Here is a 25985-nt window from a genome sequence, read left to right as displayed (position 1 = left end):
TAATACGATGTCTAGAATACTTACCGGAATACAAAGCACAGGAACCCCACACTTAGGAAATCTTTTGGGAGCGCTCATTCCCGCCATTGAAATGGCCAACGATCCAAATAACGATTCTTTCCTTTTTATTGCAGATATGCACTCGTTAACGCAGATTAAAGATGCGAAAACCTTACGTGCAAATACGTATAGTACCGCTGCAACTTGGTTGGCTTTGGGCTTGAACACGGAACGTGTAGTATTTTATCGTCAGAGCGATGTGCCGCAAACCACGGAGCTCTCTTGGTATTTGAGTTGCTTTTTCCCCTTTCAACGTTTGACTTTAGCGCATTCCTTTAAGGATAAGGCTGGGCGTTTAGAAGATGTAAACGCTGGACTTTTTACATATCCAATGCTTATGGCGGCAGATATATTATTATATGATGCCGAAGTTGTTCCAGTAGGTAAGGACCAAATGCAGCATATTGAAATTACGCGTGATGTTGCTTCTCGTTTTCATGCCCAAATGGGTGAAACTTTTATAATGCCTGTTGGCAAGGTTCAAGAGGAAACCATGTACGTTCCAGGAACGGATGGCGCTAAAATGAGTAAATCTAAAGGGAATTATATCAATATCTTTTTGGACGATAAACCGCTTCGGAAACAAGTAATGACCATTGAAACCGACAGTACGCCGATGGAGGAGCCTAAAAATCCAGATACGTGTAATGTTTTTGGTATTTATAAATTATTGGCTTCAAAGGAAGAAGTAGCACAAATGCGAAAAAACTACGAAGCTGGAAATTACGGATATGGCCATGCGAAGCAAGCACTATATGAATTGATAGTGGAAAAATTTTCTGAAGAGCGTTCGCGATATAAGTATTATATGGAAAATCTTTCAGAAGTAGATGCTGCATTAGCTGCTGGTGCTGAAAAAGCTGGAAAAGTTGCCGATGAGGTTTTAAAAAGAGTGCGAGAGCGAGTTGGCTATTAATAATTATTTGATTGTCCGCAAGATATCATAAAGATCTGAATTGTGACATCATAGCAACTCTTATATGAAGTCTTTCATAGCGTATATTTCCTTCTATTCTGCGTTAATTCGCGTGATCTGCGGGATATCTTTTGCATTCTCAGATTTTTTTTCCCGCTGATTTGCTTCGCCAGTTCGCTATCGCTCGGATCGCAGATATTCGCAGACTTTTTACTCCTATGACAAAAAGCGGATATACAAATAATTATTCTGTCTGGTCGAACGCATCCGCTAGTTATCGGATAGAGGCCTAAGTAACTTGAGTTTAGGTGAAAGACTGAAACAGATACGTCTTTTCAAACCAACTGAAACAACTTCCCTGGCAATGGTCTCACAACGCCTTTTAATTCCATATTCATTAAGATGCTAGCAGCTTTATAAGCTGGAATGTTACATTCTATGGCGATGCTGTCTAATAGCTCCTTGTCCTTTTCCTTTAAAAAGCGGAAAACAATTTTTTCTTCTTCGTCTAATTCTACAAAAAGTTGGGTTTGTCTGGGTTTTTTGGCTTCTTTTAAATCCCAATCCAACATATAAATTATATCTGCCGCACTAGTGAGCACTTGCGCTTTTTGCTGCTTTATCAAGTTATTACAACCGCGGCTTTGGCTATCGGTTGCTCTTCCTGGAACAGCAAAGACTTCGCGATTATAGGAGTGTGCTATATCTGCAGTAACCAAACTTCCGCCTTTTTCAGCAGATTCAATAACAATGGTTGCTTCGGAAAGACCTGCGATAACTCTGTTGCGCTTTAAAAAGTTATTTCTATCAAAAGCATCGCTACTCCAGAACTCCGTTATAAATCCACCGTTTTCTTCAATATCTTTTACATATCTCTTATGATTTTTTGGATAAATCTGATTTAGTCCATGCGCCAGACAAGCAATGTTTTGCAAATTATTTTCTATGGCCGCTTTATGTGCACATATGTCAACTCCATAGGCCAATCCTGAAACAATCACTGGATTTAAAGGTGCAAGTTCCTCAATTAAATTCTGACAAAAAGTATTGCCATAACTTGTGATTTTTCGGGTGCCTACAATGCTAATTATTTTTTTACCAACCAAGTCAATATTTCCACGGTGAAAGAAAAGTATGGGGCCATCTATACAATGCTTTAGTTTTTCGGGGTAGGTTTTGTCTTTGAAATAGCTGAATTCAATAGCGTTGTCTTCAATAAACCGCAATTCCTCATCAGCTTCTTCCAATTGTCGTTTCAAATTAATATCCCTTAAGCGTAAAAGTCCGATGCCATTAATTTTAGCGAGGTTACTTTTTTTCTCTTTAAAGATTTCTTCCGCAGATCCCATTTTCCGCAATAGTTTTTTTGCAGAAATGTCTCCCAGATTTGGAGTTCGTTGCAATGCAAGCGTATAGCGAAGTTCGTTTGTAGAAAGCATAGTTCGAAAATTATAAAAGAGGGGAAAGTTTAAAAATACAACTTTTTAGGTTGTTAATAAATTAGTAAAACTAAAATTGGATTGATGCGAAAAAAGGCTAATTTTGTTAATATGCAACTTACTACCTACATAACCGACCTGCTATATCGATACGAATGTGTGATCATTCCTGGATTTGGTGCATTTTTGACGCGTTCGAAGTCTGCTTATATCGATGCTTCTTCAAATACATTTCATCCACCTTCAAAAATTGTTTCCTTTAATAAACAATTGCAGGCAAATGATGGTTTGTTTGCCAATTATGTGGCTTCTGTAGATAAATGTAGTTATGAAACTGCATTGCAACAAATTCGAAATTACACCACTCAAATTTCAAGAGAACTTTCTGAAGGAAAAAAAATTACATTTAAAAATATTGGTGAGTTTTCTTTAAATGAGGAAAAATTACTTCAGTTTGAGCCTTTAGCACAACAAAATTTTAATGCTTCGGCTTTTGGACTTTCCTCTTTTACTTCGCCAAAAATAAATCGTGAAGTTTATAAAGAAACCGTTGAAGCTTTAGAAAAGAAAGCACCCATTGCCATTACGCCTGAAACTAGAGCTGCAAAACCATATCTTAAATATGCTGCAATTGCTGTTATTGCGATTTCGGCAATTGGTTTTGGAAGTTTGAAATTTTATGAGAATCAGGTTCAAAAATTCAATTATGCCGAACGGCAAAAGGCAAACTCCTTGATTGATAATCAAATTCAGGAAGCAACTTTTGTAATTGAAAATCCGTTGCCAGTGCTAAGTTTGCACCTTCCTAAACATTCTGGAAAGTATCATATTGTCGCCGGGGCTTACCGTTTGGAAGATAACGCCGATAAAAAAATTGAACAATTGCGTGAAAAAGGCTATTCTCCATTAAAAATGGAAACTACGCGTTATGGTCTCCACCAAGTTCTTTATTCCAGTTTTGAAGATCGCAAGGAAGCTTTAAATAACCTTCACGAAATTAAAAGAACCGAAAATGCCGATGCTTGGCTTTTGGTACAAGAACTTCAGTAGATAGTTGATATAGATTAGAAAAAGCTACGGGAGATTTCTTACACTTTTCAACTCTGTTTTCTCTTTGTTCTTTTCTCTTATTTCTTTATTCTTTACTCCTCTACTTAAGTATCTTTGCAAAAAAAATTTACGATGCAATCGAAAACTGCAAACGAGTCGCTTACAATTTATACAGACATGGTACTTCCCAGTGAAACAAACCCAATAGGGAATATGTTTGGGGGAGAGTTGCTAGCAAGAATGGATCGCGCCGCGAGCATTGCCGCTCGTCGTCATAGTAGAAGAATAGTAGTAACTGCCTCTGTAAACCACGTAGCCTTTAATAAAATGATTCCGTTAGGGAGCGTAGTTACGGTTGAAGCAAAAGTTTCCCGGGCTTTTTCCAGTTCTATGGAAGTATATATGGATGTTTTTATTGAAGATAGAGAAAGTGGTGAAAGAAGCCTAAGTAACGAGGCCATCTATACTTTTGTAGCGGTTGATGAATCGGGAAGCCCGGTTCGGGTACCTGAATTGGTTGCTGAAACTGACTTAGAAAAAGAACGCTTTGAGGCTGCACTGCGTCGAAAGCAATTGAGTTTGGTTTTAGCGGGAAAAATGAAACCTAAGAATGCTACGGAATTAAAAGCCTTGTTTATCTAACTTTTTGTGAATGCGTTGAATTCACAAAAACCTTACAATCATTTTAGTTAATTAAATTATTTTTACAGAATTCTCATTGATTTATTGGTGGTATTAAATATATTTGGAATCCTTTCTTAAAAATTCCTTTAGGAAATCTTAAGATATATTATTTTAAACCTAAATTCCCAACGCCAATAAACATGAAAAAAACTACCTTATTTCTTTTTAAAAGAATTTGTTTTTTGACTTTACTTCTTGTTTTTACAATAAGTTTTGGTCAAAACGATCTTAATTTACAAGGCGACACATACCCGATGCCTGAAAATATAGCTACTTTTCAATGGAGTCAAATGCCAGAATCTTCAAAAATGGCCGATGGCTATGTTGGTTGGGTTCAGTTTTATGAAACTCCCTCACAGAAGGTTCAAGATTTGTTTACGCAAAATAACCTGGAACTTTTAGAATATATTCCACATAAAACCTACCTTTTTTATTTTCCAAAAAGAACTTCTATAAATTTATTGAGAGATAATGGGGTTCGTACTATTGTTCCCGTTGATGGAAATGCAAAGCTTTCCGCAGCATTAAAAAATGGAGGCTATGACGATTATGCAATCGAGGGCGATAACATCCTGGTAACGCTTGAGTTTTACAAGCACGTGGATACGCAATATGTTATTCAGCAACTTGCAGAACGACAAATAGCGGTAAAACAGCAATATAAAGGGTCAAACAATATCGATCTTTCCATACCTAATAATTGTTTGGAAGATCTCTCTAATCTGTCTTTTGTTAAATGGGTTGAGCTTATTGTTGCTCCTGCTGTTCCCGATGATACCCGTGGTAGAAGCCTGCACCGTTCTAGCAATCTGGATACACAAACCTCAGCAGGAAGAAACTATACTGGTTTAAATATTGGTGTTTTATGCCGAGATGATGGTATTGTTGGTCCACATATCGATTTTCAGGGAAGAATAGACAACTCAAGAGCTAGTGGTACCAATGCGAGCCATGGCGACGGCGTTTCAGGAATTATGGCTGGAGCTGGCAACTTGAATCCTTCCAACAGAGGGATGGCAGCAGGCGCCATGTTATATGTGTCTAATTATGCATCATCTTTTTTGGATAATGCAACGGTTTCACTTATCAATAGTGGTGATGTTCTGATTACAAATTCCAGTTACAGTAACGGATGTAACGAAGGTTATACCAGCGTTACAAAAACGGTGGATACTCAAGTACACGACCTTCCTAGTTTGCAGCATACTTTTTCTGCTGGAAACTCGAATGGTAGCAATTGTGGGTATGGCGCAGGAAATCAATGGGGAAATATCACTGGTGGCCATAAACAGGGGAAAAATGTAATTGCAACTGCAAACGTTTTCTTTGATGGTTCATTAGTTTCTTCTAGTAGCCGCGGACCTGCTCACGACGGTAGGATTAAACCGGATATCGCTGCTAACGGTCAAAATCAAATTTCAACAAACGAAAATAATACCTATCAGAGTTTTGGTGGTACTTCTGGAGCTTCTCCGGGAATTGCAGGTGTTTCTGCACAACTTTACCAAGCATATTCTGAGGCTAATGGCGGTGATTTACCAACATCTGCACTTATTAAGGCAACGTTGCTAAATACGGCACAAGATGCTGGGAACGTAGGGCCAGATTATAAATTTGGATGGGGAATTGTCAACGGTCTTCGCGCTGCAAAACTTATTGAGGATGGTCGTTTCCTTTCAAGCACCATGACACAAGGTAGTTCCAATGATCATAGCATCAATGTGCCATCTGGTACTAAGCAAGTTCGTTTTATGGTTTATTGGAGCGATACTCCTGCTTCTCCAGGGGCTAATCCAGCTTTGGTAAACGATTTAGATTTGGTTGTTACTGATCCGGCAAGTACGGAATACCTTCCTTATATTTTAGATCCAACTCCGAATCCAACTACATTAAATCTTCCAGCTACTAATGGCCCTGATCACCTAAATAATATGGAGCAGGTGCTTATCAATAATCCAACTGCAGGAAATTATAATATAAACATTAAGGGCTTCAACGTTCCAGTGGGTCCACAGGAATATTATGTAGTTTATGAAATTATTGAAGATAATGTTACCGTTACGTATCCAAATGCAGGAGAAAGCTTTGTTCCTGGTGAAACAGAATCAATTCATTGGGATGCCGTTCCTGTAAATACAACTTCAGATTTCGTTCTTGAATATTCAGTAGATAATGGTACAAGCTGGAATGCTATTGCAACGGTTTCAAACACTACCACAAATTATGGATGGAGTGTGCCAAACTCTGTAACTGGAGACGCCTTGATACGAGTTAGTAACGGATCTTTCCAAGATGTAAGCGATGACACTTTTTCAATTGCACCTTTAGTTACCAATGTTCAGGTATCGCAGCTTTGTCCAACAGAGGCGAGTTTCTCTTGGAACGCCGTTGCCGATGCAGAATCTTACGATTTTTATATATTGGGAGAAAAATATATGGAAGTTGTAGGAACTTCCACAACCAATACTATTACGGTTCCAATTTCAGATCCAGACGATGTTATTTGGTATGCTGCCGTGGCCAAGAACGCTACAGACAGCTGGGAAGGAAGAAGAAGTATCGCCAAAAAATACAATGGTGGCTTGCTTAATTGTTCTCTTTCAACGGACTTATCAATTGAAATCAACAATCAGCCAAGTGATTTCAATATTATTTGTAATCCAGGACCCGTAACGGTTTCTGCAGTTGTAAGAAACTTTGGGGCTTCACCAGAAAGCAATTTTGATTTAAGTTATCAATTAAGTGGAGAACCAGCCGTTACTGAAACCTATACAGGAACTTTAAATGCTGGGGAACAAGTGACATACGATTTCACTACACCTTTAGATATCACAAATTCTGGTAGCTATACACTCAACGTATCTGTTGATCTAAGCGGTGATGAAAACCCAGCTAATGATACGGACGAGATTTCATTTTATGCTGCAATTGACGCCGAGGGATTGGATTACGTAGAACCTTTTGATGTAAATGGAGTTCCACCTCCAGGTTGGAGCATAATCAATCCTGATAACAATATTACTTGGCAACAGAGAACTACAACTGGAAGTGATGGTGCATCAACCTTGACTGTATATATTGATAATAATGCCTATAATGCTTCGGGACAAGAGGATTCATTAGAAACACTATTTGTGGATTTAACAGGGACTTCTTCGGCGGCATTCACATTTGATTTAGCGAAAGCACAATACTCCACTAGTTATTCTGATGCCCTACGAGTTGATATTTCTACAGATTGTGGTGCTACTTTTACAGAAATTTATTATAAGGAAGGCTTAGATCTTTCTACGGTTCCTGGATATGTGAGCAGTGCTTGGCAGCCAACCTCAGCAAGTGACTGGCGCAAAGAAACTATAGATTTAACAGACTATTTAGGTCAAAGTGTACAGTTTAGAATTGTAAACGTTACAGGTTATGGCAATAGCACTTTTATAGACAACGTTTCAGTAGTTGAGTCATTAGGCGTTACAGACAATGTGTTTTCTTCATTTTCTATGTATCCAAATCCTGCAGAAAACCAAGTATTTATGTCTTGGAAGGATGTTGAAAGCAATGTGGCAATCACCTTGTTTAATAGTCTTGGACAGCGTTTAGTTCAGCTTTCGGAAACTGAACTTGCTGGAAAGACTTCAAGTAGCATGGATGTTTCAGGATTTGCTAACGGTATTTATTTTATTACTATAAAAGCAGGAAATCATCTTGAAACCAAAAAGCTGATTATCGGAAATTAATTTCTGAAAGTATTCTTTAATACAAAAAAGGGAGCCGCAATGGTTCCCTTTTTTGTATACAAACATTTTGTAAAGACAGCTAATGCTGAGATTAATAGTCATAATCCTCGCATATTTTGCAGAGGAAAAAATATTTCGGGGAATAAGCTACAATTAGAATTATCGGTGATTAGGAATATGGATACTGGATAACTCGAGTTGGTTACTAATTAATGAGTTTGTAACTTGTGGTTAATGTTATAGCTGCTCTCCAAACTAAAATCTACATCCTATAAATCCAATCTGCAGGATTTATTTTTGTTTTATTTTTATAAATATAAAACTTCAAAACTGTTCGGCCTTCAGTATGACTTTTAGCAACTGTACCAATAGTTTGTTTGGTAGAAACCTTATCACCTTTTTTTACGGAGACTGTAGCTAAGTTGCTATATACAGAAATGTAATCTCCGTGCTGGATAAATAGTACTTTATTAGCACCTTTTATAACTTGGATAGACATCACTTGTCCTTCAAAAATAGATCGTACTTCGGCGTTGTCACTGGTAGCAATTTCCACCCCGCTGCTATTTGTAGTCACATTCGGGAATTGCGGATGCTGATGCGTTCCAAAACTTTTTACAACCATACCTTTTTCCACAGGCCATGGAAGCTTCCCTTTATTACTCGTAAAACTTGCCGCTAAGGCTTTGTCTTCAGCTGTTAGTGCGAACTCTTCTGTTTTTCCAGCTTTAGTGACGGTGTTTTTGGTGCTTTCATTAGGTTTTTTATTCGCATTTTCTCTCGCTGCCTTTTCCCTTGCAATTCGGTTTGCTTCTTCAATAGCGGCTCTAATAAGCGCATCAATCTGTCGGTCTATTTCATCCGCTTGTTTTTGTTTAGCTCTTATTTGGGTGGTGAATTTGCTTTCGTCCTTCTTTAGCGTCGCAACTAAATCCTGTTGGTCTTTGCGTTCTTGGGTCAATTTCTTTTTTGCCTGTTCGTTTTCAGCAATCAACTTTTGTTTGGTTTTCTTTTGGCTGATTAAATCTGAATTTAATTGCTGAAGTTCCTCCGTTTTTGCCTTAATGCCCTCGCCTTGCTTTTTTCTGAAGGCTGCATATTGTTTCATATATTGAACGCGCTTATAGGCTTGTAAAAAGTTTTCCGATGAAAGCAAAAACATAACCCGGCTCTGCTGATTTTTGCTTTTATAGGATTTCTGGATCATTTGGGCATAATCCGCCTTCATCACCTTTAATTCGTCACGTAACGTGCTTATTTTATTGATGTTATCGTTAATGTTTCGGGTAAGCAGATTGGCTTGTTGGTTGGTAACGCGTATAAGATTTTCTGAAGCTGAAATACGTTGGTTGAGGTCTTCCACTTGTGACAAAACAGACTTTTCCTCTTTCTTCGTTTTAAAAAGAAGCGAGTTTATTTGTTTTATTTCCTCCAAGATTGCCTTCCGCTTGTTCTCCAGTTCCTGTTGTTTATCAACTTGGGAGAAAGCAGATGGAGCTGCCATCAAACAGATAAATAAGAAAAAATATGTGCGGAAATACTTCATTTAATTCAGTTGGATTTCTTCATAGCCCTGCGGAATATCAAAGGGAAAGCTGACATTGACATTCAGATCTATCTTTTTATAATTGATCTCAATTTTAGTAGCTTCACCCTTTTCCGAAGTATTAATAGTTATGTTTTTCGGATAAAATTGCTCCTCCAATTTTTGGTAATCGCCATAACGAATACTCAACAAACGATCATCATTTGGCTGCGAAAGCGTTTCTGAAGCAATTTTAAAATTATCCGGATTTAAAAAGAGCGAATGTATAAAATTTTGAGGTTGCTGCTTAGGAAGTAATTTGAATTTATTCTGAAAAATCTCAGAGTTATATTCAGACGGTTTTAAGGTAAAAATGGATTGTCCTAAAAGCAGATTCTGCGTTTGTTGAAAGTTTATAGGGGTTCCAAGCCATTCGCCCAAAAGCGCGAAATCTCCCTCAAAATAGGTTTTTCCTATGGTTTCATAATAGCTAACGCTGGTAGGTGTAATCAAAACCTTTGCAATGGTAATGCCCAAAATAGAAGCTTTTATCCAAATGTTTTTATCTTTTTCCATCCGAAGACCCACGGTAATACTCTGTAGTTTTTCGTCGGTTTCGTAAACCAGTTGCATGCGGCCGGCCAAAGTTTTAAAATCTGGTGCCGCTGCCTTATGCGATGTTATAACCTCTTTGGCCGAGGCCTCTTCTATATTTGTAATTTTTTTGGCACCCCCGCAAGATGTGATTACCAATAGTAACAATGTGAAATACAGCGCTTTTATCTTCATAAAAATTAGTTAGACTGTTTTATGGCCATAGCCTTATCAGAATATATTTTAGCTTTTTTTGAATCCCCCTTTTTGGTATAAGCAATACTAAGCTGCTCATAAAAATCACGCTCCATTTTTGGGTCTTCTAATATAAAATCCAGGCCGGTTTCCAAACTCTCTATTGCAATATCGCTTTTTTGAAGTTCATTATTCGCAACTCCATTCAGCAAATACAACAATGCTTGCGCGGGAAATATTTCCAAACCTTCCGCACTTAATTTGGCTGCTGCATCAAATTTTTTAATATCGATCTGAAAAAGAAGCGTATTCTTTAAAAGATTGTAGTTTTCTATGTCGTGAGTAATTCCTTCTTCATAAAAGCGAAGTGCATCGTCCTTTTTATTTTTTGCGCTGTAATAATCTCCAACCTTTTCATAAACCCGACTATTTTCCACTGAAAATGAAGTGATAATTTGAGCTAACTCGGCTTCATATTCTGGATTTGATTCCACGAAGCGAATAAAATCGCCTAGCACTTTATATTTAGTTTCCTTGTCTACCTCCTGTGAAGCAAACACCGTTTTCATAGATTTTATTGCTTCGGAAGGATTATCCGCGTCTAAATAAAATTTGTAGAGAGCTAAATGCACCAATTGCGAATTTGGACTATTTTTCAACAAGATTTTAGCTGCTTCAAATGCTTTTTCTTTATTGCCTTGCTCGCTGTATAAAAAGATCAGGTTTAGCTGTTCCTTTTCGTTTTTCGGATTTTCATCAATCCGTTGCTCTAAGTTTTCAATGGCACCAGTTGTATTGCCGGTAACACGATATATTTGTGCCCTAAGAGCATTTCTTATATCACTTTCACCCCAAACATTATCCAAGTCATCTAGTTCTTTCAAGGCCTCGTCATATTGCTTGGTTCGGGTGTATAGATTGGCTAAATCTTCTCTATAATCTTCATCAAATGGAATCAATTTTTTAACCAAGGAAATTGATTTTTCATATTCCTTTTGTTGGTAATACACATCGTATAATCGTTCCAAAACATCCAGCCGATCTCCTTCAATTTTCAAGACTTTGTTGAAATTGTTCTCGGCCTGGTCATATTCTTTTAGATAGGTATGATTTTTACCCATTTCAAAATAAACCACCGCTTTGTTTTCTGGGTTTTTAGTAGCATTTTCTGCCTTATTTAGTGCAGCAAGCGCCAGTTCATAATTTTCAATTGCTTTTTGTTTTAAGGCTTCAAAGAAATTTTCTTGAAACGCATCGGTTACATCGCCCAAATTATCCAACGGATTTTTGATGGTGTCGCTACCAACTGCCGGAGGAACAAATTCTATTTCTTGAGCACAGATGTGCTGCGGAAGAAAAAAAGTTCCGAAAAAGAAAATAATAAAGAGCCTTATTTTAATTGTCATTATAAAATTCAAAGTTTCTGTTTTCAATATCCGATGGAAAGTACTTTGGCCAATCCATCCTTAATCTTTTCAAGCGTTGCATAATCGATCTTTCCAATCTTGTTAATGATTCGCTGATCTGAAAGAGAGCGGACTTGAAAACAGTCTGCCGAAGAAGTTTTGGTTAAATTATTAACTTTATTTGGGGAAATTTGAATCATCCAAGGAGCAATTTGATAATGGTTTTTCCAATCCGTTAGTGGTACGATAACTTTAAGAGGTAATTTCCCTATAGCATTATCATTTACAATAATGGCTGGTCTTGTATTCTTTATTTCAACTCCTATTGTAGGTTCGAGATTTATAAGCCAGATTTCACCTTGTTTCATAGAAATTTTCATAATCCAATTCCGTAAAAACTATCAATTCCTGATCGGTTTTGTAATCAGAACCCAGCTTTTCAGCAGCTATCGACATACTTTTTTCGAAATTGCTTTTGCGAATGGATTTGAGGGTTTTTTCAATTAATCGCATTCGCTGCTCAACCGACAAACGTTTGATTTCTTTAAATAACTCCTTTGTTTCCATATTCTAAATTTACAAAATTTAATAATGCCTTATCCTTATTTTCAGAAAAGCACTATTTCAACTGCGAATAATCCCCAATGCTCACATTGGTAAACTTACCATCAAAAGTAGCGTAATTGCCAATCATTGCGTTGTCTAAATCTGCATTTCTGATTGTTGAATTGGTCTGAATAATGCTATTTTTAACGTTGCTGTTCTCAATAATTGTGCCTTCGCCAATGGAAACAAATGGCCCAACACTACTATTTTTAAGGATTACGTTTTCTCCTATAAAACAAGGTTCAATAATTGTTGAATTATCTTTGATGACATTATCGGCAATTAATTTTTCATTTGCTTCAGAAAGAAAACCTAACATTCTTTGGTTGGTTTCCACAGTAACTTCTTTATTACCACAATCCATCCATTCATCAACTGTTCCGGTCTTGAAAACTTTCCCGTCAGACATCATTCGTTTTATACCGTCGTTTATTTGGTATTCGCCGCCGTTGATGATGTTGTTGTCCAGAACAAATTGAAGTTCATTTTTGAGCTGCGCCACCTCTTTAAAATAGTAAATACCGATTACGGCTTGGTCGCTCACAAATTCTTCTGGCTTTTCTACCAATTCGATTATCTCGTTTTTTTCGTTGAGGTTTACCACGCCATAAGCTTCGGGATTTTCAACTTTCTTAGTCCAGATTACAGCGTCTGCATCTTTATCCAAATCAAAATCGGCACGAATTAAGGTATCTGCGTAAGCGATTACTGCAGGGCCAGAAAGGGAATCTTTAGCACACATAATGGCATGTCCAGTTCCTTTTGGATCTAATTGACGGTAAATTGTAGGTTTTGCACCCAAACCTGTTGCAAGGACTTTTAGACTTTCAACCACTTCCTCACCAAAGAAAGCTGGATCCCCCAAAATAAAAGCGATTTCGTCGATCTCTTCATTTAAAACGCCAGCAATATCTTCCACCAAACGGTGAACAATCGGTTTTCCAGCAACTGGAATTAATGGTTTTGGTACTGTTAAAGTATGTGGTCTTAATCGGGAGCCTCTTCCGGCCATTGGGACTATTATTTTCATATTTATCCCCTGCGAAGTCAGGGGTCTCTTTTAGGGTTAGTATTTATCTTAACTTATTATAATTTAAATTCCAATTTGTCGTCAAATCAATCCAACTAGGATTCATTTCGACTATAAGATTGATTTTCCAATCTCGTTTCCATTTTTTAAGTTGTTTTTCTCTTCTAATAGCTGATTTCGCAACATCGTGTTTCTCAAAATAAACTAATTTATTACAGTTGTACTTTGCAGTAAAGCTATCTGGATATTTTTTAAGTTTGTGCTCTTTGGTTCACTCTTCAATATTATCAGTAACTCCAATATACAATATGGAGTTTGTTTTGTTGGTCATAATATAAACATACCATAATTTCATTTCAACTTAGTAAGAGATTCCTGCCTTGCGCCACCGTTATAGCTAAAGCGCACGTGGTCGCAGGAAATATTATTTATTTCCTGTTGAACCAAACCCACCAGCGCCGCGCGAGGTATCGGAAAGTTCTTCGACTTCCTCCCAAATTGCACGTTCATGCTTGGCAATAACTAATTGGGCAATGCGTTCGCCGTGCTCAATTGTAAAATCTTCGTTGGAAAGGTTTACCAGAATTACACCAATTTCGCCTCTGTAATCAGCATCTATGGTTCCTGGGGAATTGAGAACGGTAATTCCCTTTTTTGCTGCCAAACCACTTCGTGGGCGTACTTGTGCTTCATAACCGATAGGCAGTTCAATAAAAAGCCCGGTTTTTACGATAGCACGCTGTAAAGGTTTTAAGGTTGAAGGGCCATCAACATGGGCGCGAAGATCCATTCCTGCGGAAGCTATTGTTTCGTAGCTCGGTAAAGGATGATTCGATTTGTTTATGATTTTTACTTTCAAGGCTTTTCTTTTTTTGAGGTTTCTGGCTCGTCACTGTCAATAATAAAATCGATGGCATAAACCGATTTTGGTATCAGGAACATTTTAAGATCCGTAGAAGTGAATGATTGGGTTACTTTGTCAGCCATCACTTTGTATTTTACTACCAATCTATTCTTTTTTAAATCGGCAGAAGGGATAAGGATTTCTTGTTTTTTGTCACTTGGGGCGCTAATTATCGCCACCACTTTGTTTTTATCAAAATCAATTGTTGGAACTTGGTTTTTCATAGTTTGGGCTATTCCAAAATATTTATCAAAGTCCTCTTTTTTATTGATAATTAAGGTTTTTACGGGAGCATTAAATTGGATATCGTTTTTTGGGAAATAACCCTCTAGGTATTCCACCTCAAACCCAACTTGCTTCTCCGCATTAGCATCCTTTTCTGCGTTATTGCAAGCTACAAATGCCAATAAAATAATAATTAGGAGTATATTTTTCATATAATTTCTAATAACCTTTCATTTAACTTTATAAAATAAAACATCTAATCTTTGGGTACAAATTTTTAATTTAATTCCAAAACTGAGGTGGCTGAGTGATTTTCGTTCCTTTGAAAAAGGAAAGAAAATTGTATCGAAGCCCGAAGCCTATTTTTTCAGAATTTTTAAAAATTCATTCTTTTCGTAATAAAACATAATTCCCGCAAACATTACTAACAACGCAGTTCCTATCCAAATATTTCCGTTGAAAACATAAAAGGAAATTGCTGAAAAGCCGATAGCCAATAGCAAATAGCTGCTTATTTTTTTCACTTCATACGGAACATCGTAATATTTGCGACCGTAAAGATACGAAAGCACCATCATACTGCCATAAGCTGCGAGAGTTGCAATAGCAGAGCCCATATAACCTATGTATGGAATTAAAAGATAGTTGAGAACAAGTGTTACCATAGCGGCAAAAACTGAAATGTAAGCGCCATATTTTGTGCGATCCGTCACTTTATACCAAACCGAAAGGTTGTGATAAATACCTAGAAATAAATTGGCCAACAAGATTAAGGGAACAATTTTTAAAGCCTCCCAATATTGACTGTTTGGAATTAAAATTCGTTTAAAAATGTCAATATAGATAACTACTACAAGTAGTATCAAACATCCAAAAAGTGTGAAATATTTGGTGATAGTTGCGTACGTAAGCTTTGCATTCTTATTGCTGGAATGATTGAAGAAAAAGGGTTCTATACCCAATCTAAATGCCATTACGAATATCGTCATAAACATCCCCAACTTATAACAGGCAGAATAAAGACCTACTTGAACTTCAGCAACATTTTCTGGCAATAGATATTTCAGAAGAATTCTATCAAAAGCTTCGTTTATACTAAATGCAATTCCAGCAATAAGAACAGGTATCGCATATTTCATCATTTCTTTCCAAATGGTCCTGCTAAACCCGAAACCAATTTTCACATAAAGAGGAAGCAGAATTAATAGGGTTATCGCGCTGGCAATCAAATTCGCAATAAAAATATAGATTACTTTATTCTCTGGAAACCAAAAGGAATTCCAATAACTACTACCTTCGGCCAGCTTTGGAAGAATCAAAAAGAAAAATAAGTTGAATACAAGGTTTATTATTACGTTCAATATTTTGATAAATGCAAACTTCATCGGTTTTTCATTCACTCGAAACCACACAAAAGGTAACACTACCAAGGCATCTAAAGCCAGAATTATAAGACCGTAGGTTACATATTCCGTTTTAAAGTCAGCGACAACGGCAATGTTTTCTCTGAAAAGAAGTGTAATTCCTAAAAAAACTAAGGTTGAAACAGTTAGTGAGGTAAGCGTAGTTGATTGTACGATTTTTTGTTGCGAAGTATCTTTGGTCACAAATCTGAAAAAAGCCGTTTCCATTCCGTAGCTCAATAAAACATTTCCTGTAATTAAGAAGGCCATAACGGTGGAATAGATTCCATATTCTCCCGGCAGCAACACTTTCACATAAAGCATCAGGAGGAAAACCGACAAAATTCGGGGCAGCACGGTAGCTAAACCGTAAATAAAAGTTTGTTTAAATAGTTTTTTGAAAACGCTCAAGAGTGTCGATTTTAAGCCCTAAAAGGTTTTTAAAACCTTGCAGGATTAGCATCAATTTTAAAAACCTTATGGACGCACAAAAGTATTGAAAATAATGGTTTTGAGTGCTACGAGTTTGTTTTCATATTTAAAGGAAAAGACCGGATATTTCTTCTGTAATTTTGGTCGGTCTAAAGGTCTTAGCATCTAAAAAGCACCAAAGCGTTTGAGCTACTACAATTGTTTTTCCATCGGCTGGACGGATTATTTTGTAATGCCTTTCGCTCTTAACGCCTTTATAACTTTCAATCCAAGTTTGGGTTTCAAGTTCTTCTCCTAAAAAGGAAGGGTTTTTATAGGAAATAAAATGGTTTAAAACTACCCACACGTTTTCTTTACGCTGCTTTTCCGAAGTTTTTGAAATCCAATGATCTTCTGCGGCGTCCAAGCACCATTGCAAATAAGTTACGTTATTTACGTGGTTTAAACCGTCAATAGCTGAAGCTGGAACGATAAATCGTTCTTTGAATATTCCTGATTTCAAAATCCTAAAATTGTTTTTGCGATAAGAAAATAAGTTAAAATACCGAATACGTCGTTACTGGTGGTAATAAACGGACCTGTTGCAACTGCGGGGTCTATTCCTCTTTTATGAAGAAATATTGGAATAAGGTTTCCCACGATTGCGGCTATAATTATAACAGTAATTATGGCAATTCCTATGCTTATTGATTCTAGGTAACTGGTGTAGAAAATAAAATGACTTATAATGAGTACAATAAGGGCGATGGCAATTCCATTGACTAAAGCCACCGAGGTTTCTCTTAATATTCGGGCCATTAAATGTCCTTTCAGTGAATTGTTTGCCAAGCCTTGGACGATTATCGCGCTGGATTGTACACCCACATTTCCTGCCGTAGCCTGAATTAAAGGGACAAAAATTAATAATTTCGGGAAGGTTGTCATTATAGTTTCAAATCCTGAAATAATTGTTGCAGCACCCAATCCACCCATCATTCCTATCAATAACCATGGCAAACGTGCACGAGTTTGTTTAAAAAGCCCGTCATTCGCTTCAACATCTTGACTAATACCTGCTGCTAATTGGTAATCTTTTTCAGCTTCTTCTTTAATGTAGTCTACAATGTCATCAATGGTAATTCTTCCAACTAGAATGCCGCTTTCATCTACTACTGGAATTGCTTCCAGATCATATTTCTGCATGATACGAGCAACCTCGTCGGCCTCTGTATTCACATTTACATAATCCACTTTTGGAATGTAAATATCTTTAATGTGGGCCCTTTCTGGAGCGGTTAGCAAATCTTTAAGCGACAGTCTTCCTTTTAGTTTTCCTTGTTTATCTGTAACATAGATGGAATGTACTCGAGTAACGTTTTCGGCTTGGCGTCTCATTTCACGCACGCAGCCAGCCACGGTCCAGGATTCTTTAACGCGAACCAATTCCTTTGCCATTAATCCACCAGCTGTGTCCTCGTCATAACGAAGAAGATCCACAATATCTGCTGCGTGCTCTTCATCTTCAATATGGCCAATTACCTCCTTTTGGATGTCGTCATCCAATTCTGCAATAATATCTGCAGCATCATCGGTATCCATTTCCTCGAGCTCATCAGCAATCTCGGAAGGGGTTAGTTTATCCAGAATTCGCTCTCGGAAATCTTCATCCAGTTCTATCAAAATTTCACTGGTAACTTCGCTATCCAGCAATTTTATGATATAGGTAGCATCTTCTGTGTCGAGTTCTTCAAGAAGTTCGGCAATATCGGCGAAGTGAAGCTCATTTAAAAGAACTTCCAGCTGATCACCGCTATTATTGGCAATTAGCTGTTCAACCTGATCAATAAATTCATTCGTCAGTTGAAATTGCATCTTTTTCCAGTTTTTGGGTGAGAGCTATAAATTGTGAAATAGAAAGTTGCTCGGGGCGCTGGCCAAAGATACTATCTTCTTTTATTTTATCAGAAATATTAAATGATTTTAAACTGTTGCGAAGGGTCTTTCTTCGCTGTTGAAAAGCCGTTTTTACAACTTTATAAAGCATTTTTTCGCTACAGGGAATTGAAAAGTCTTCTTTTCGTTTTAAACGAAGCACGCCGCTGTCAACTTTTGGCGGCGGATTAAAAACAGAGGGAGGTACGGTAAAAAGATATTCTGCGTCGTAAAACGCCTGCGCCAAAACAGAAAGAATTCCATAGGTTTTGCTACCTTCTTTTGCACAAATACGTTGCGCCACTTCTTTTTGGAACATTCCTGTAAACTCGGGAATCTGTTCTTTCCACTCCAAGGTTTTAAAAACGATCTGGGTAGATATATTGTAGGGAAAATTACCGGTAATGCCAAATTGTTCCTTACCGAAAAGTTCCGAAATATCGCATTTTAAAAAGTCTGCTTCAACGATTTTAAGGTTCTTGTTGGGATAATTTATCTCCAAGTAGGCGATAGATTCTTGATCCAAATCCATGGCGATCACCTCAATATCTTTTTCAATTAAATATTTTGTGAGCACGCCCATTCCGGGACCTATCTCCAACACATTTTTATAGCCCTCTAGCGTTAAGGTGTTACCAATTTTTTCGGCAATAGTTTCATCTTTCAGAAAATGCTGGCCTAAGTGTTTCTTGGCGCGAACAGCATCTGAGTTTTTTCTGTCTTTCGTGTATTTTTCTTTTTCCTTTTTCATTTAAAAGCCTTCAAACTTGATGGCTGCAAATTACGTAAAGGTTTTACACGGAAGGGGCAGGGCTTAGTTTTTTTTAAAAAGTTCATTGTGAGCTTCCCCAATAACTTCCAACTCGGTTCGGAAAGTGACAATTTTCCCAGCGTAAGCTTTGCTTTGGGCACGAAGGGCGTCGGCATTTTCTGAATAATATCGCTCCAAGGTTTCCTTGCTGTCTGTAGTATATTGAACAGAATAGGTTTTTCCACCCATTTCTTCCTCAATAACTACCTGCGTCATAAGCGCTTTACTGAATTTTCCAGTGGCAAGCATGGCTGGAATATGTTCAGACACCATCCATTGCAACCAAACATCATGAATGATTTCGTCTACGTTTATTGTAACATTATATATATACATATTTTCAATTTTCAAACTTGCCTGCCGGCAGGCAGGTTTCAAGCACTAAATTCCAAAGACATTTTAAGAATATTCCATCTGTAGTTTTGGAATTTGGTATTTTTTTTAATTTGGTGCTTAGTTTATTGCATCACCGCGCAAAGTTCTGAATTTTTTTCGGGCTTCCACATAATAAATACTATCTGCAAATTGGAAAATTAGCTGTTCGTATTGTTCCTTAGCTTTATCCGGTTCATTCAATTTTTCTTCGTAAATTTTCGCTAAGCGGTAGTGTGCGTCATCTGCTAGAATATCGTCATTATAAAATTGTATTATCTTGAGGTAGTTGGCTTCGGCCTTTTCGAATTCGCCAAGTTTCTCATAGATTTCACCTTGTTTTAGCCAAGCTTCATCTTCAATTTTTTCGCCTTTATTGTTGGTCAATAAATCCTCTAAAACCGCAATGGCTTCTGTGTTTTTTCCCTGAAGTTCCAAAAGATCTGCGCGAGCATATTTTTTAAGTGCTGTCTGGGTTGAATCTTCCAAGGAGTTATCACGAATTAATAAACTGAGCTCCATGGCATCGTTCGCAATTAATTGTGTAGTAGATTTTTTTAAAACATCAAGTTGTACTTGCGCCCATTCAAAATCGCCTTTAAAGTAGCTGGTGCGCGCCACCTTAAAACGTGCTTCCTGCGCTAAAACATCGCTTTGAACCTTTTTTTGGATTTGGGAATAATAGATTAAAGCTTCATTAAACTTTTCGTCAAACACCAAAATATCGGCAAGTTCCATTTTCACTCGAGCTTCTTGGTACGGCCTGAGATTTTCTTTTGCTAAAGATTTTAAATTTTGAATGGCCATTTCTTGTTTGTTGTTCTTAAAGGCCAAGAAATTGTTGTAATCTATCTGAAGCATATAAGTTTCACGATTTCTCCCAAATTCATCTAATAATTTTTCAAACTTTTTTTCTACTTCAGCATATTGCTTAGGGATGGCAGTTTTCACCTCCATCTTCATCAGGATTTGATTTCCTTGTAATCTGGATTGTGGTGTGAAGGAACTCTCGATGACGTAATTGACTATTTCTCTTCCAATTTCATAGTCTTCATCTGCAATGGCAATGTAAGCAAGATCGGTGATGCCGCGTAAATCTTCGCCAACCCGTTTATAGATTGCCTTTTCCTGTGTAAATGCTTTTTTGTATTCCTTTTGCTGAATAAACAACCAGCTTAACAGTTCGTTATAAAGAATATCAGGGTTTTGTTGTGAGCGTTTTAGAAGCAACTTTCTTAAAATAGAATTGGCTTCATTACTGGGGTCTTCCGTAGTGTAAAGACTGAAATATCTTTGTGCCGTGCCTTTAAAACTCAAATTCTTCTCGATCAAATTGAGATAGCTGTTAAACATTTTTTCGAGTTTACCCTGTTCGCCGTAAATCTGTGCCAGTTGCGAATTGAAATCCATCTTATCACTGAGTGACATTCCTTTTTCATAAGTTGAAACCGCTTCATCTAAAAGGCTGTATTTCTGAAACGTATTTCCAATATTATACGCAAAATTAGGGTTTGTGTCTAAAGCTGCAATCGCCTTGTTATAATTGGCTGTGGCAAGTTCAGTTTTGTTTTGAAGGGAATAATTATAGCCAAGTTCTACATAGAGTTGTGGAAAATTTCGGCCGCTTCCCAACCTTTCCTTTAAAAGTTTTTCGGCTTCCGGGAAATTTTCGAGTTGTTGGTTCGCCTGCACCCTTCCCATAAAATAATCCATGCGATATGGGTTTTTATCACTTAGCTTTTCATAGATACTCAGCGCTTTTTGAAACTGACCCTGTTCAAAATAATTTTTAGCTAAAGCCTCACTCTGCGAAAAGCTCGCCGTAACCGAAAGAAGGAATAGAATAATAAGAAAATTACGCATGCCGTAAATATAAACAAATGCTATGATAGCAATAGGATTTTGAAACGGATTTATCAAAAGGGAAGTTGAGCTTTTTTTTTGCTATAAAATTTTAGTCCATATATTTAATATAGTCTGATTCATAAAAAATAAAGCATAAAAAAGAGCCGAGAAGAATTAGTTTCTTGGCTCAAAAAATAAATTTGAAAGAAATGTTTTAACCTAGTTTTTTCAATTTTAAGGCTTCAACCGCATCCCAAGTTTCATCCATATCCATATTTTTCCCTTTAGCTTCCAGATAAAAACGATTATTCTCTAAATATTGGATTGTTGAATTGTTTTTGCTAATTTGATATTCTTCAACAGCCTTTTTTCCGTTTTTCTTGACAGTTCTTCTGGTGTGATATTCATCTTCCTCCTCAAAATCTTGACTCATTACCATCCGCATGCCCATGGTGGCAGCCGCGCCCATTTGGCCAGCGCCGTCAATGACGTTAATAGTGAATTTTTTAGACTTGTCTTCATTGGCATAAGTAGCTTCAATGGAAGAAATACCCATCATGCCCACTTCTCCTGCTTTATAACTAATGCGTTTCATTCCTTTTATTTCGTCAGGAAGCCAGGATTTTAATTCCGCATTTGTGAGCGGGGTCATTTCCTGCAGGTCTTTTACATCGTCCTGCATATTGGTCATTTCTTTTACAGCATTGGTAGTGTTGGAAACTGATTGTTTGGTTTCCTTAATCTTTTTGCTCACGGGATTGTCTTTACAGCTTATAATTGCTGCAAACACAAAAAGAGCCAGTACATACTTTTTCATCTTTGAAAATATTTTAGTTAGTAAATCAATTTGTTGAAAATTGATTACTAATATAATCATTATCAAAATATTAATGATTAAAACTAAAAATGAATTGAAGAATTACATTTCGGAAGCTATCTTTTCCAGCTCGGTATACCAGTTTTCGCCGAATTTGCGGATAAGAGCCGCTTTCGTAAATTTATAAACGGGTACTTGTAGTTGTTTACCCAAGGTGCAAGCGTCGTCACAAATAGGCCAACGATGGTAGTTTACTGCCGAAAACTCACTGTATTCCTGAACGCGGATAGGGTAAAGATGACAGGAAATAGGCTTTCTAAAGTCAATCGCTCCAGCATTGAATGCATCTTCAATACCACAGCTTGCTATGCCTTTGTCTGTAAATGTTACGTAAGCACATTCTTTTCCTTCTACCAATGGGGTTTCCAGTTCGTCCATTTCAGTTTCAATGTGAGTGCCTTGTTTTTCAATGGCGGCAATGCCTTCTGGGCGAAGGAAAGGTTTTACTTTTGGATAAATTTCTTTTAAAATATCCACTTCTTCTGAAGTAACGGGTGCACCAGCTTCACCTTCAATACAGCAAGCACCTTTACAGGCGTTGAGATTACAGACGAAATCTTTTTGAATTATATCCTCAGAAACTATTGTTTTGCCAAGTTGAAACATGTTGCAAAACTATGAAATTCTTAAGTACAAATTGCAAAACCCAAAATTAAAATATACTTCACCGTATAAACCTCGGTTACTAAATTTGGAGTAAGGAAAAGGGGTGCTTTTCAGAATACAAATCAAGACTTGACACGTTATTTGAAAATTGATACTTATTGTCTTATAATCAATTATTTATCTGTTCTGAAAAACATAAAATTTAATTGCATATTTGTTTTACTAGATCAAAGAATAGTCTTAGTTTTGCGCCCTGAAAAAAATGACCATGAATTTTAATTTTAAGGATATAGCAAGTGCCACTATGGTACTTTTTGCCGTTATTGATATTATAGGAGGTATACCTATTGTTATTGGGCTTCGCGAAAAAGCGGGACGTCTCCATTCTGGAAGGGCTTCCATTATTGCGGGAATCGTAATGATTATTTTCCTGATTTTAGGAGAGAAAATTTTGCACTTAATTGGTATTGATGTCAATGAATTTGCTGTTGCGGGAGCATTGATTCTCTTTTTTATTGCCTTGGAAATGATTCTCGGGGTCACGCTTTTTAAGGAAGGCGATGACAACCCAAATATGGCATCCTATTTTCCTTTGGTTTTTCCGCTCTTGGCAGGTCCTGGAAGTTTAACAACACTGATATCACTTAGAGCAGAATATTCTCTTGAAAATATCATCGTGGCCATTGTAGTGAACATCATAATCATTTACGTAGTTCTGAAGACATCAGGAAGATTACAAAAACTTTTAGGAACAAGTGGAATTGCCGTGATAAAGAAAATATTTGGTGTAATTTTGTTAGCAATTTCTGTGAAACTATTTACATCTAATATTCAATTGCTATTTAATTAGATTTTGAAGTTGAATGTGGATAGTTTAAGAGTTTATAAGTTGAGCTGGACGTAAAACTTTCCGCAACAAGCTTGAACATAAAAAATAATAAGATGAAGATTTTTATTTACATTTTGATTGCGTTCGCAACTGTCTTAGTTGTTTTTAATGCTACTAAATTGGATTTTGACCATTTGTTGGAAGGGGACAGTTTCGTTGCGGCAGTTTGTATAATGGCTGGGCTTTGTGCTATTCTTGCATTGGGAATTTTACTTATTTCCAGAGGTATAGCAGCTAAACAACAAAAAAGATAGGGTTTCTAATTGTTGTCTAAACGATTAACATCCTCTAGCTCCAATACTTTTAGGAGCATGGGGTCATTTTCGTTCAAGATAATTTCATACGCATTGCTGCCGAAGAGTTGCTGGGCAATGTTAGCCTTTAGCGTTCTTTTTAACTCTTCGGTATAGTTAGAAAGATCTATTTGCGCTTCGTTGAATTTGGCGTATTCAATAAATTCTTGCGATAAGCTATCTTCTACAATAAAATTCTTTCTGAAATCGTCAAACTTCATTCCTTCAAAGAAAACTCTATTCTTGTCGAGATATTCAAAAATGAAATAACTCATGAATCCACTTCTAGAAACATATTGAAGCGTTTCATTTTCTACACTTGTATCTTTTGGAACAAAAACATCTGGGATAATTCCACCGCCACCGTAAACCACTTTTCCTTTTGGAGTAATATATTTTAAGGAATCGGCTACTTTTATACTGTCTGCGTGAAGCAATTCGCCATTGCGGTATCGTTTTTCATAGTCACTATAATACGTGTCGTTTCCATTTCCGTAAGGTCTTTGAATGGAGCGGCCCGTTGGGGTGTAATATCGCGCAATGGTCAATCGTACTGCACTACCATCACCAAGGGACATTTCCCGTTGCACCAGGCCTTTTCCAAAAGAGCGTCTTCCTATTATGGTTCCCTTGTCATTATCTTGAAGAGCACCGGCAACAATTTCACTCGCTGATGCAGAGTTTTCATTAATAAGAACATAGAGTTTTCCGTGTTCAAAATCGCCTCTTCGGGTGGCGTAGGTTTTATTGATGTCACCACTTTTATTTTTTGTTATGAGGACCAATTTTTTATTTTCCAGAAACTCATCTACCACACGTTCCGCAGTTGAAATATATCCACCGGGATTATTCCTTAAATCCAAAATCAATTTTGTAATTCCTTGGTCTTTCAGCTTGCTGAGCGCGCTTTCAAATTCTTTAAAAGTGGTTTCTGAAAAACGATTTATCTTTATGTAGCCTAAATCGTCAGTTATTTTATAGGAAGCATCTACACTAACCAAAGGCACTTGCTTTCTTCTAACTTTTATTTCTAAGGTTTTGTTTTCACTGGGACGATATACGTCCAAAGCTACCTTGCTGTTTATTTCGCCTTTTAAATAATTCGATATGCTATCGCGATCAATTAATTCACCAAATAGCTTTTTCCCATCGGCATAGATAATTCTATCTCCACTTTTTATTCCAGCTTTTTCTGCGGGCCCGTCTTTAATGGTCCGAATTACTGCGATAGAATCCTTATAATTGTAGAAACTGATACCGATACCAATAAATGCTCCGCGCATATCGTCGGCATTATGGGCGTATTGACTTTTTGGGATGTAAACAGAATGCGGATCCAGATTTTCGAGAATTCCGTTTACGGTAACATCAACAATACTATCCGTATTTACGTCGTCAACATATTCATAATCAATGTAGTCTATTAATCGGTTGAGTTTGTCTTTTTTGGAACTAGTAGCGAAGATCTTCTCGGTGTTATCATTAAAATTTAGCTTCGACCCAATAAAAACACCTATGGCTAGTGCCAAACCAATCCATAGTGGCAAGTACTTTCTTTGCTTGCTTAATTTAGGCGAAGGGTTATTTTCCATTATTCTGAATCCAGATCTGAAATATGTTCTATGCTTACACCCGCCTTGTCAAGGAAAGCGATGCCAGCGTTGTCTTTATATTCCTTTAGATAGACAATCCTTTTAATACCAGCTTGGTGTACCAGTTTACTACATTCTTTGCAGGGCGACATCGTAATGTAGAGTGTTGCGCCTTCGCAGGTTTGGGTTGAGGAAGCTACTTTTAATATTGCATTTGCTTCGGCGTGAAGAACATACCATTTTGTGGAGCCCGCTTCATCTTCACATTTATTTTCGAAACCTGTGGGCGTTCCATTGTAGCCGTCGCTGATTATCATTTTATCTTTTACTATAATGGCACCAACTTGCCTTCTATTACAATAGGAGAGTTTACCCCATTCTCTGGCCATTCTTAGGTAGGCTATATCGTACTTGCGTTGTTTGCTGTCTTTCATTCCTTTATATAATTAGCGAAATTAATGTGAAGTTATACTACTGCCAAAAAAAATGCTGTTATTTATTTGCCAAATACGCTGATGGGTTTATAAGTTGAGAGGTTTATAGGATCAAAGGCTAAAAAATGAACTTATCAAAACTGCTAAATAAT

General features: G+C 37.1%; 25 protein-coding genes and 1 pseudogene. 6 read left to right on the top strand and 20 right to left on the bottom strand.

The window, feature by feature from the left end:
* Positions 1 to 7: 7 nt before the first annotated feature.
* Positions 8 to 976 carry a tryptophan--tRNA ligase gene (gene trpS / locus G440_RS0109960; protein ID WP_026451175.1) on the top strand — a complete coding sequence of 323 codons (969 nt, stop codon included), beginning with the start codon at positions 8 to 10 and terminating at the stop codon, positions 974 to 976.
* Between the two features lie 335 nt (positions 977 to 1311).
* Here the strand turns inward: trpS and dprA are convergent, their stop codons facing one another.
* Positions 1312 to 2415: a DNA-processing protein DprA gene (gene dprA / locus G440_RS0109955; RefSeq protein WP_026451174.1), complete on the bottom strand. Its 1104-nt coding sequence runs from the start codon at positions 2413 to 2415 to the stop codon at positions 1312 to 1314.
* Positions 2416 to 2499: 84 nt separating this feature from the next.
* Between dprA and G440_RS0109950 the strand changes: the two genes are divergently transcribed.
* The 3 genes from G440_RS0109950 to G440_RS0109940 all read left to right on the top strand — a co-directional run bounded on the left by G440_RS0109950 (position 2500) and on the right by G440_RS0109940 (position 7883).
* Positions 2500 to 3465, top strand: coding sequence for an HU domain-containing protein (locus G440_RS0109950; protein ID WP_245574847.1), 966 nt, complete (start codon positions 2500 to 2502; stop codon positions 3463 to 3465).
* 132 nt (positions 3466 to 3597) lie between these two features.
* A complete protein-coding gene (locus G440_RS0109945) occupies positions 3598 to 4107 on the top strand; it encodes an acyl-CoA thioesterase (protein WP_026451172.1) in 510 nt (169 codons plus the stop codon).
* Positions 4108 to 4331: 224 nt separating this feature from the next.
* Positions 4332 to 7883 (top strand): S8 family serine peptidase, encoded by a 3552-nt coding sequence (locus G440_RS0109940; RefSeq protein ID WP_245574846.1) that lies wholly within the window; start codon positions 4332 to 4334, stop codon positions 7881 to 7883.
* A 262-nt stretch (positions 7884 to 8145) separates the two neighbouring features.
* Here the strand turns inward: G440_RS0109940 and G440_RS0109935 are convergent, their stop codons facing one another.
* The 17 genes and pseudogenes from G440_RS0109935 to G440_RS0109860 all read right to left on the bottom strand — a co-directional run bounded on the left by G440_RS0109935 (position 8146) and on the right by G440_RS0109860 (position 22625).
* On the bottom strand, positions 8146 to 9429 hold the full coding sequence (locus G440_RS0109935; protein WP_026451170.1) for a murein hydrolase activator EnvC family protein: 1284 nt from the start codon (positions 9427 to 9429) through the stop codon (positions 8146 to 8148).
* The gene (lolB1, locus tag G440_RS0109930) at positions 9430 to 10197 is read right to left on the bottom strand and encodes a lipoprotein insertase outer membrane protein LolB1 (protein WP_026451169.1); all 768 of its coding nucleotides are present in this window, start codon (positions 10195 to 10197) and stop codon (positions 9430 to 9432) included.
* A gap of 5 nt (positions 10198 to 10202) precedes the next feature.
* Positions 10203 to 11603: a tetratricopeptide repeat protein gene (locus G440_RS0109925; protein ID WP_051285274.1), complete on the bottom strand. Its 1401-nt coding sequence runs from the start codon at positions 11601 to 11603 to the stop codon at positions 10203 to 10205.
* Between the two features lie 23 nt (positions 11604 to 11626).
* Positions 11627 to 11971, bottom strand: a complete 345-nt coding sequence (locus G440_RS0109920; RefSeq protein WP_026451167.1) for a type II toxin-antitoxin system PemK/MazF family toxin — start codon at positions 11969 to 11971, stop codon at positions 11627 to 11629.
* Complete coding sequence (locus G440_RS0109915) at positions 11958 to 12170, bottom strand: hypothetical protein (RefSeq protein WP_026451166.1); 213 nt, start codon at positions 12168 to 12170, stop codon at positions 11958 to 11960. The genes G440_RS0109920 and G440_RS0109915 overlap by 14 nt, the downstream gene beginning before the upstream one ends.
* 52 nt (positions 12171 to 12222) lie before the next feature.
* Positions 12223 to 13239 (bottom strand): sugar phosphate nucleotidyltransferase, encoded by a 1017-nt coding sequence (locus G440_RS0109910; RefSeq protein WP_026451165.1) that lies wholly within the window; start codon positions 13237 to 13239, stop codon positions 12223 to 12225.
* Positions 13240 to 13282: 43 nt separating this feature from the next.
* Positions 13283 to 13594: pseudogene (locus G440_RS20960) on the bottom strand (GIY-YIG nuclease family protein).
* Positions 13595 to 13663: 69 nt separating this feature from the next.
* Complete coding sequence (gene dut / locus G440_RS0109905) at positions 13664 to 14098, bottom strand: dUTP diphosphatase (protein WP_026451164.1); 435 nt, start codon at positions 14096 to 14098, stop codon at positions 13664 to 13666.
* A complete protein-coding gene (locus G440_RS0109900; protein WP_026451163.1) occupies positions 14095 to 14580 on the bottom strand; it encodes a hypothetical protein in 486 nt (161 codons plus the stop codon). Before G440_RS0109900 ends, dut begins: the two co-directional genes overlap by 4 nt.
* A 147-nt stretch (positions 14581 to 14727) precedes the next feature.
* Positions 14728 to 16182, bottom strand: coding sequence for an oligosaccharide flippase family protein (locus tag G440_RS0109895; RefSeq protein ID WP_026451162.1), 1455 nt, complete (start codon positions 16180 to 16182; stop codon positions 14728 to 14730).
* A gap of 127 nt (positions 16183 to 16309) precedes the next feature.
* On the bottom strand, positions 16310 to 16705 hold the full coding sequence (locus G440_RS0109890) for an acyl-CoA thioesterase (protein WP_034259329.1): 396 nt from the start codon (positions 16703 to 16705) through the stop codon (positions 16310 to 16312).
* Positions 16702 to 18054, bottom strand: coding sequence for a magnesium transporter (gene mgtE / locus G440_RS0109885; RefSeq protein ID WP_026451160.1), 1353 nt, complete (start codon positions 18052 to 18054; stop codon positions 16702 to 16704). Before mgtE ends, G440_RS0109890 begins: the two co-directional genes overlap by 4 nt.
* Entirely contained in the window at positions 18032 to 18865 is an 834-nt protein-coding gene (rsmA, locus tag G440_RS0109880; protein ID WP_026451159.1) for a 16S rRNA (adenine(1518)-N(6)/adenine(1519)-N(6))-dimethyltransferase RsmA, read from the bottom strand. Before rsmA ends, mgtE begins: the two co-directional genes overlap by 23 nt.
* 63 nt (positions 18866 to 18928) lie before the next feature.
* Positions 18929 to 19261: a DUF4286 family protein gene (locus G440_RS0109875; protein WP_034259327.1), complete on the bottom strand. Its 333-nt coding sequence runs from the start codon at positions 19259 to 19261 to the stop codon at positions 18929 to 18931.
* A 117-nt stretch (positions 19262 to 19378) separates the two neighbouring features.
* Positions 19379 to 21217 (bottom strand): tetratricopeptide repeat protein, encoded by a 1839-nt coding sequence (locus G440_RS0109870; protein ID WP_084426694.1) that lies wholly within the window; start codon positions 21215 to 21217, stop codon positions 19379 to 19381.
* 139 nt (positions 21218 to 21356) lie between these two features.
* Entirely contained in the window at positions 21357 to 21959 is a 603-nt protein-coding gene (locus G440_RS0109865) for a hypothetical protein (RefSeq protein ID WP_157417923.1), read from the bottom strand.
* A gap of 102 nt (positions 21960 to 22061) precedes the next feature.
* Entirely contained in the window at positions 22062 to 22625 is a 564-nt protein-coding gene (locus G440_RS0109860; RefSeq protein WP_026451155.1) for a DUF3109 family protein, read from the bottom strand.
* 268 nt (positions 22626 to 22893) lie between these two features.
* Here G440_RS0109860 and G440_RS0109855 point away from each other — a divergent pair, with 268 nt between their 5' ends.
* A complete protein-coding gene (locus G440_RS0109855) occupies positions 22894 to 23475 on the top strand; it encodes a MarC family protein (RefSeq protein ID WP_026451154.1) in 582 nt (193 codons plus the stop codon).
* A 92-nt stretch (positions 23476 to 23567) separates the two neighbouring features.
* Positions 23568 to 23768: a hypothetical protein gene (locus G440_RS0109850; protein WP_026451153.1), complete on the top strand. Its 201-nt coding sequence runs from the start codon at positions 23568 to 23570 to the stop codon at positions 23766 to 23768.
* A gap of 5 nt (positions 23769 to 23773) precedes the next feature.
* On the opposite strand, the gene G440_RS0109845 is transcribed toward G440_RS0109850, so the two are convergent.
* Complete coding sequence (locus tag G440_RS0109845; protein WP_034259325.1) at positions 23774 to 25399, bottom strand: S41 family peptidase; 1626 nt, start codon at positions 25397 to 25399, stop codon at positions 23774 to 23776.
* Entirely contained in the window at positions 25399 to 25833 is a 435-nt protein-coding gene (locus tag G440_RS0109840; protein WP_026451151.1) for a deoxycytidylate deaminase, read from the bottom strand. The genes G440_RS0109845 and G440_RS0109840 overlap by 1 nt, the downstream gene beginning before the upstream one ends.
* Positions 25834 to 25985 lie beyond the last annotated feature (152 nt).

Source organism: Aequorivita capsosiphonis DSM 23843, assembly GCF_000429125.1.
GTDB lineage: Bacteria > Bacteroidota > Bacteroidia > Flavobacteriales > Flavobacteriaceae > Aequorivita > Aequorivita capsosiphonis.
The sequence above is the reverse complement of the archived record's forward strand: the minus strand, read 5'-3'. Positions and strand labels throughout refer to the sequence as shown.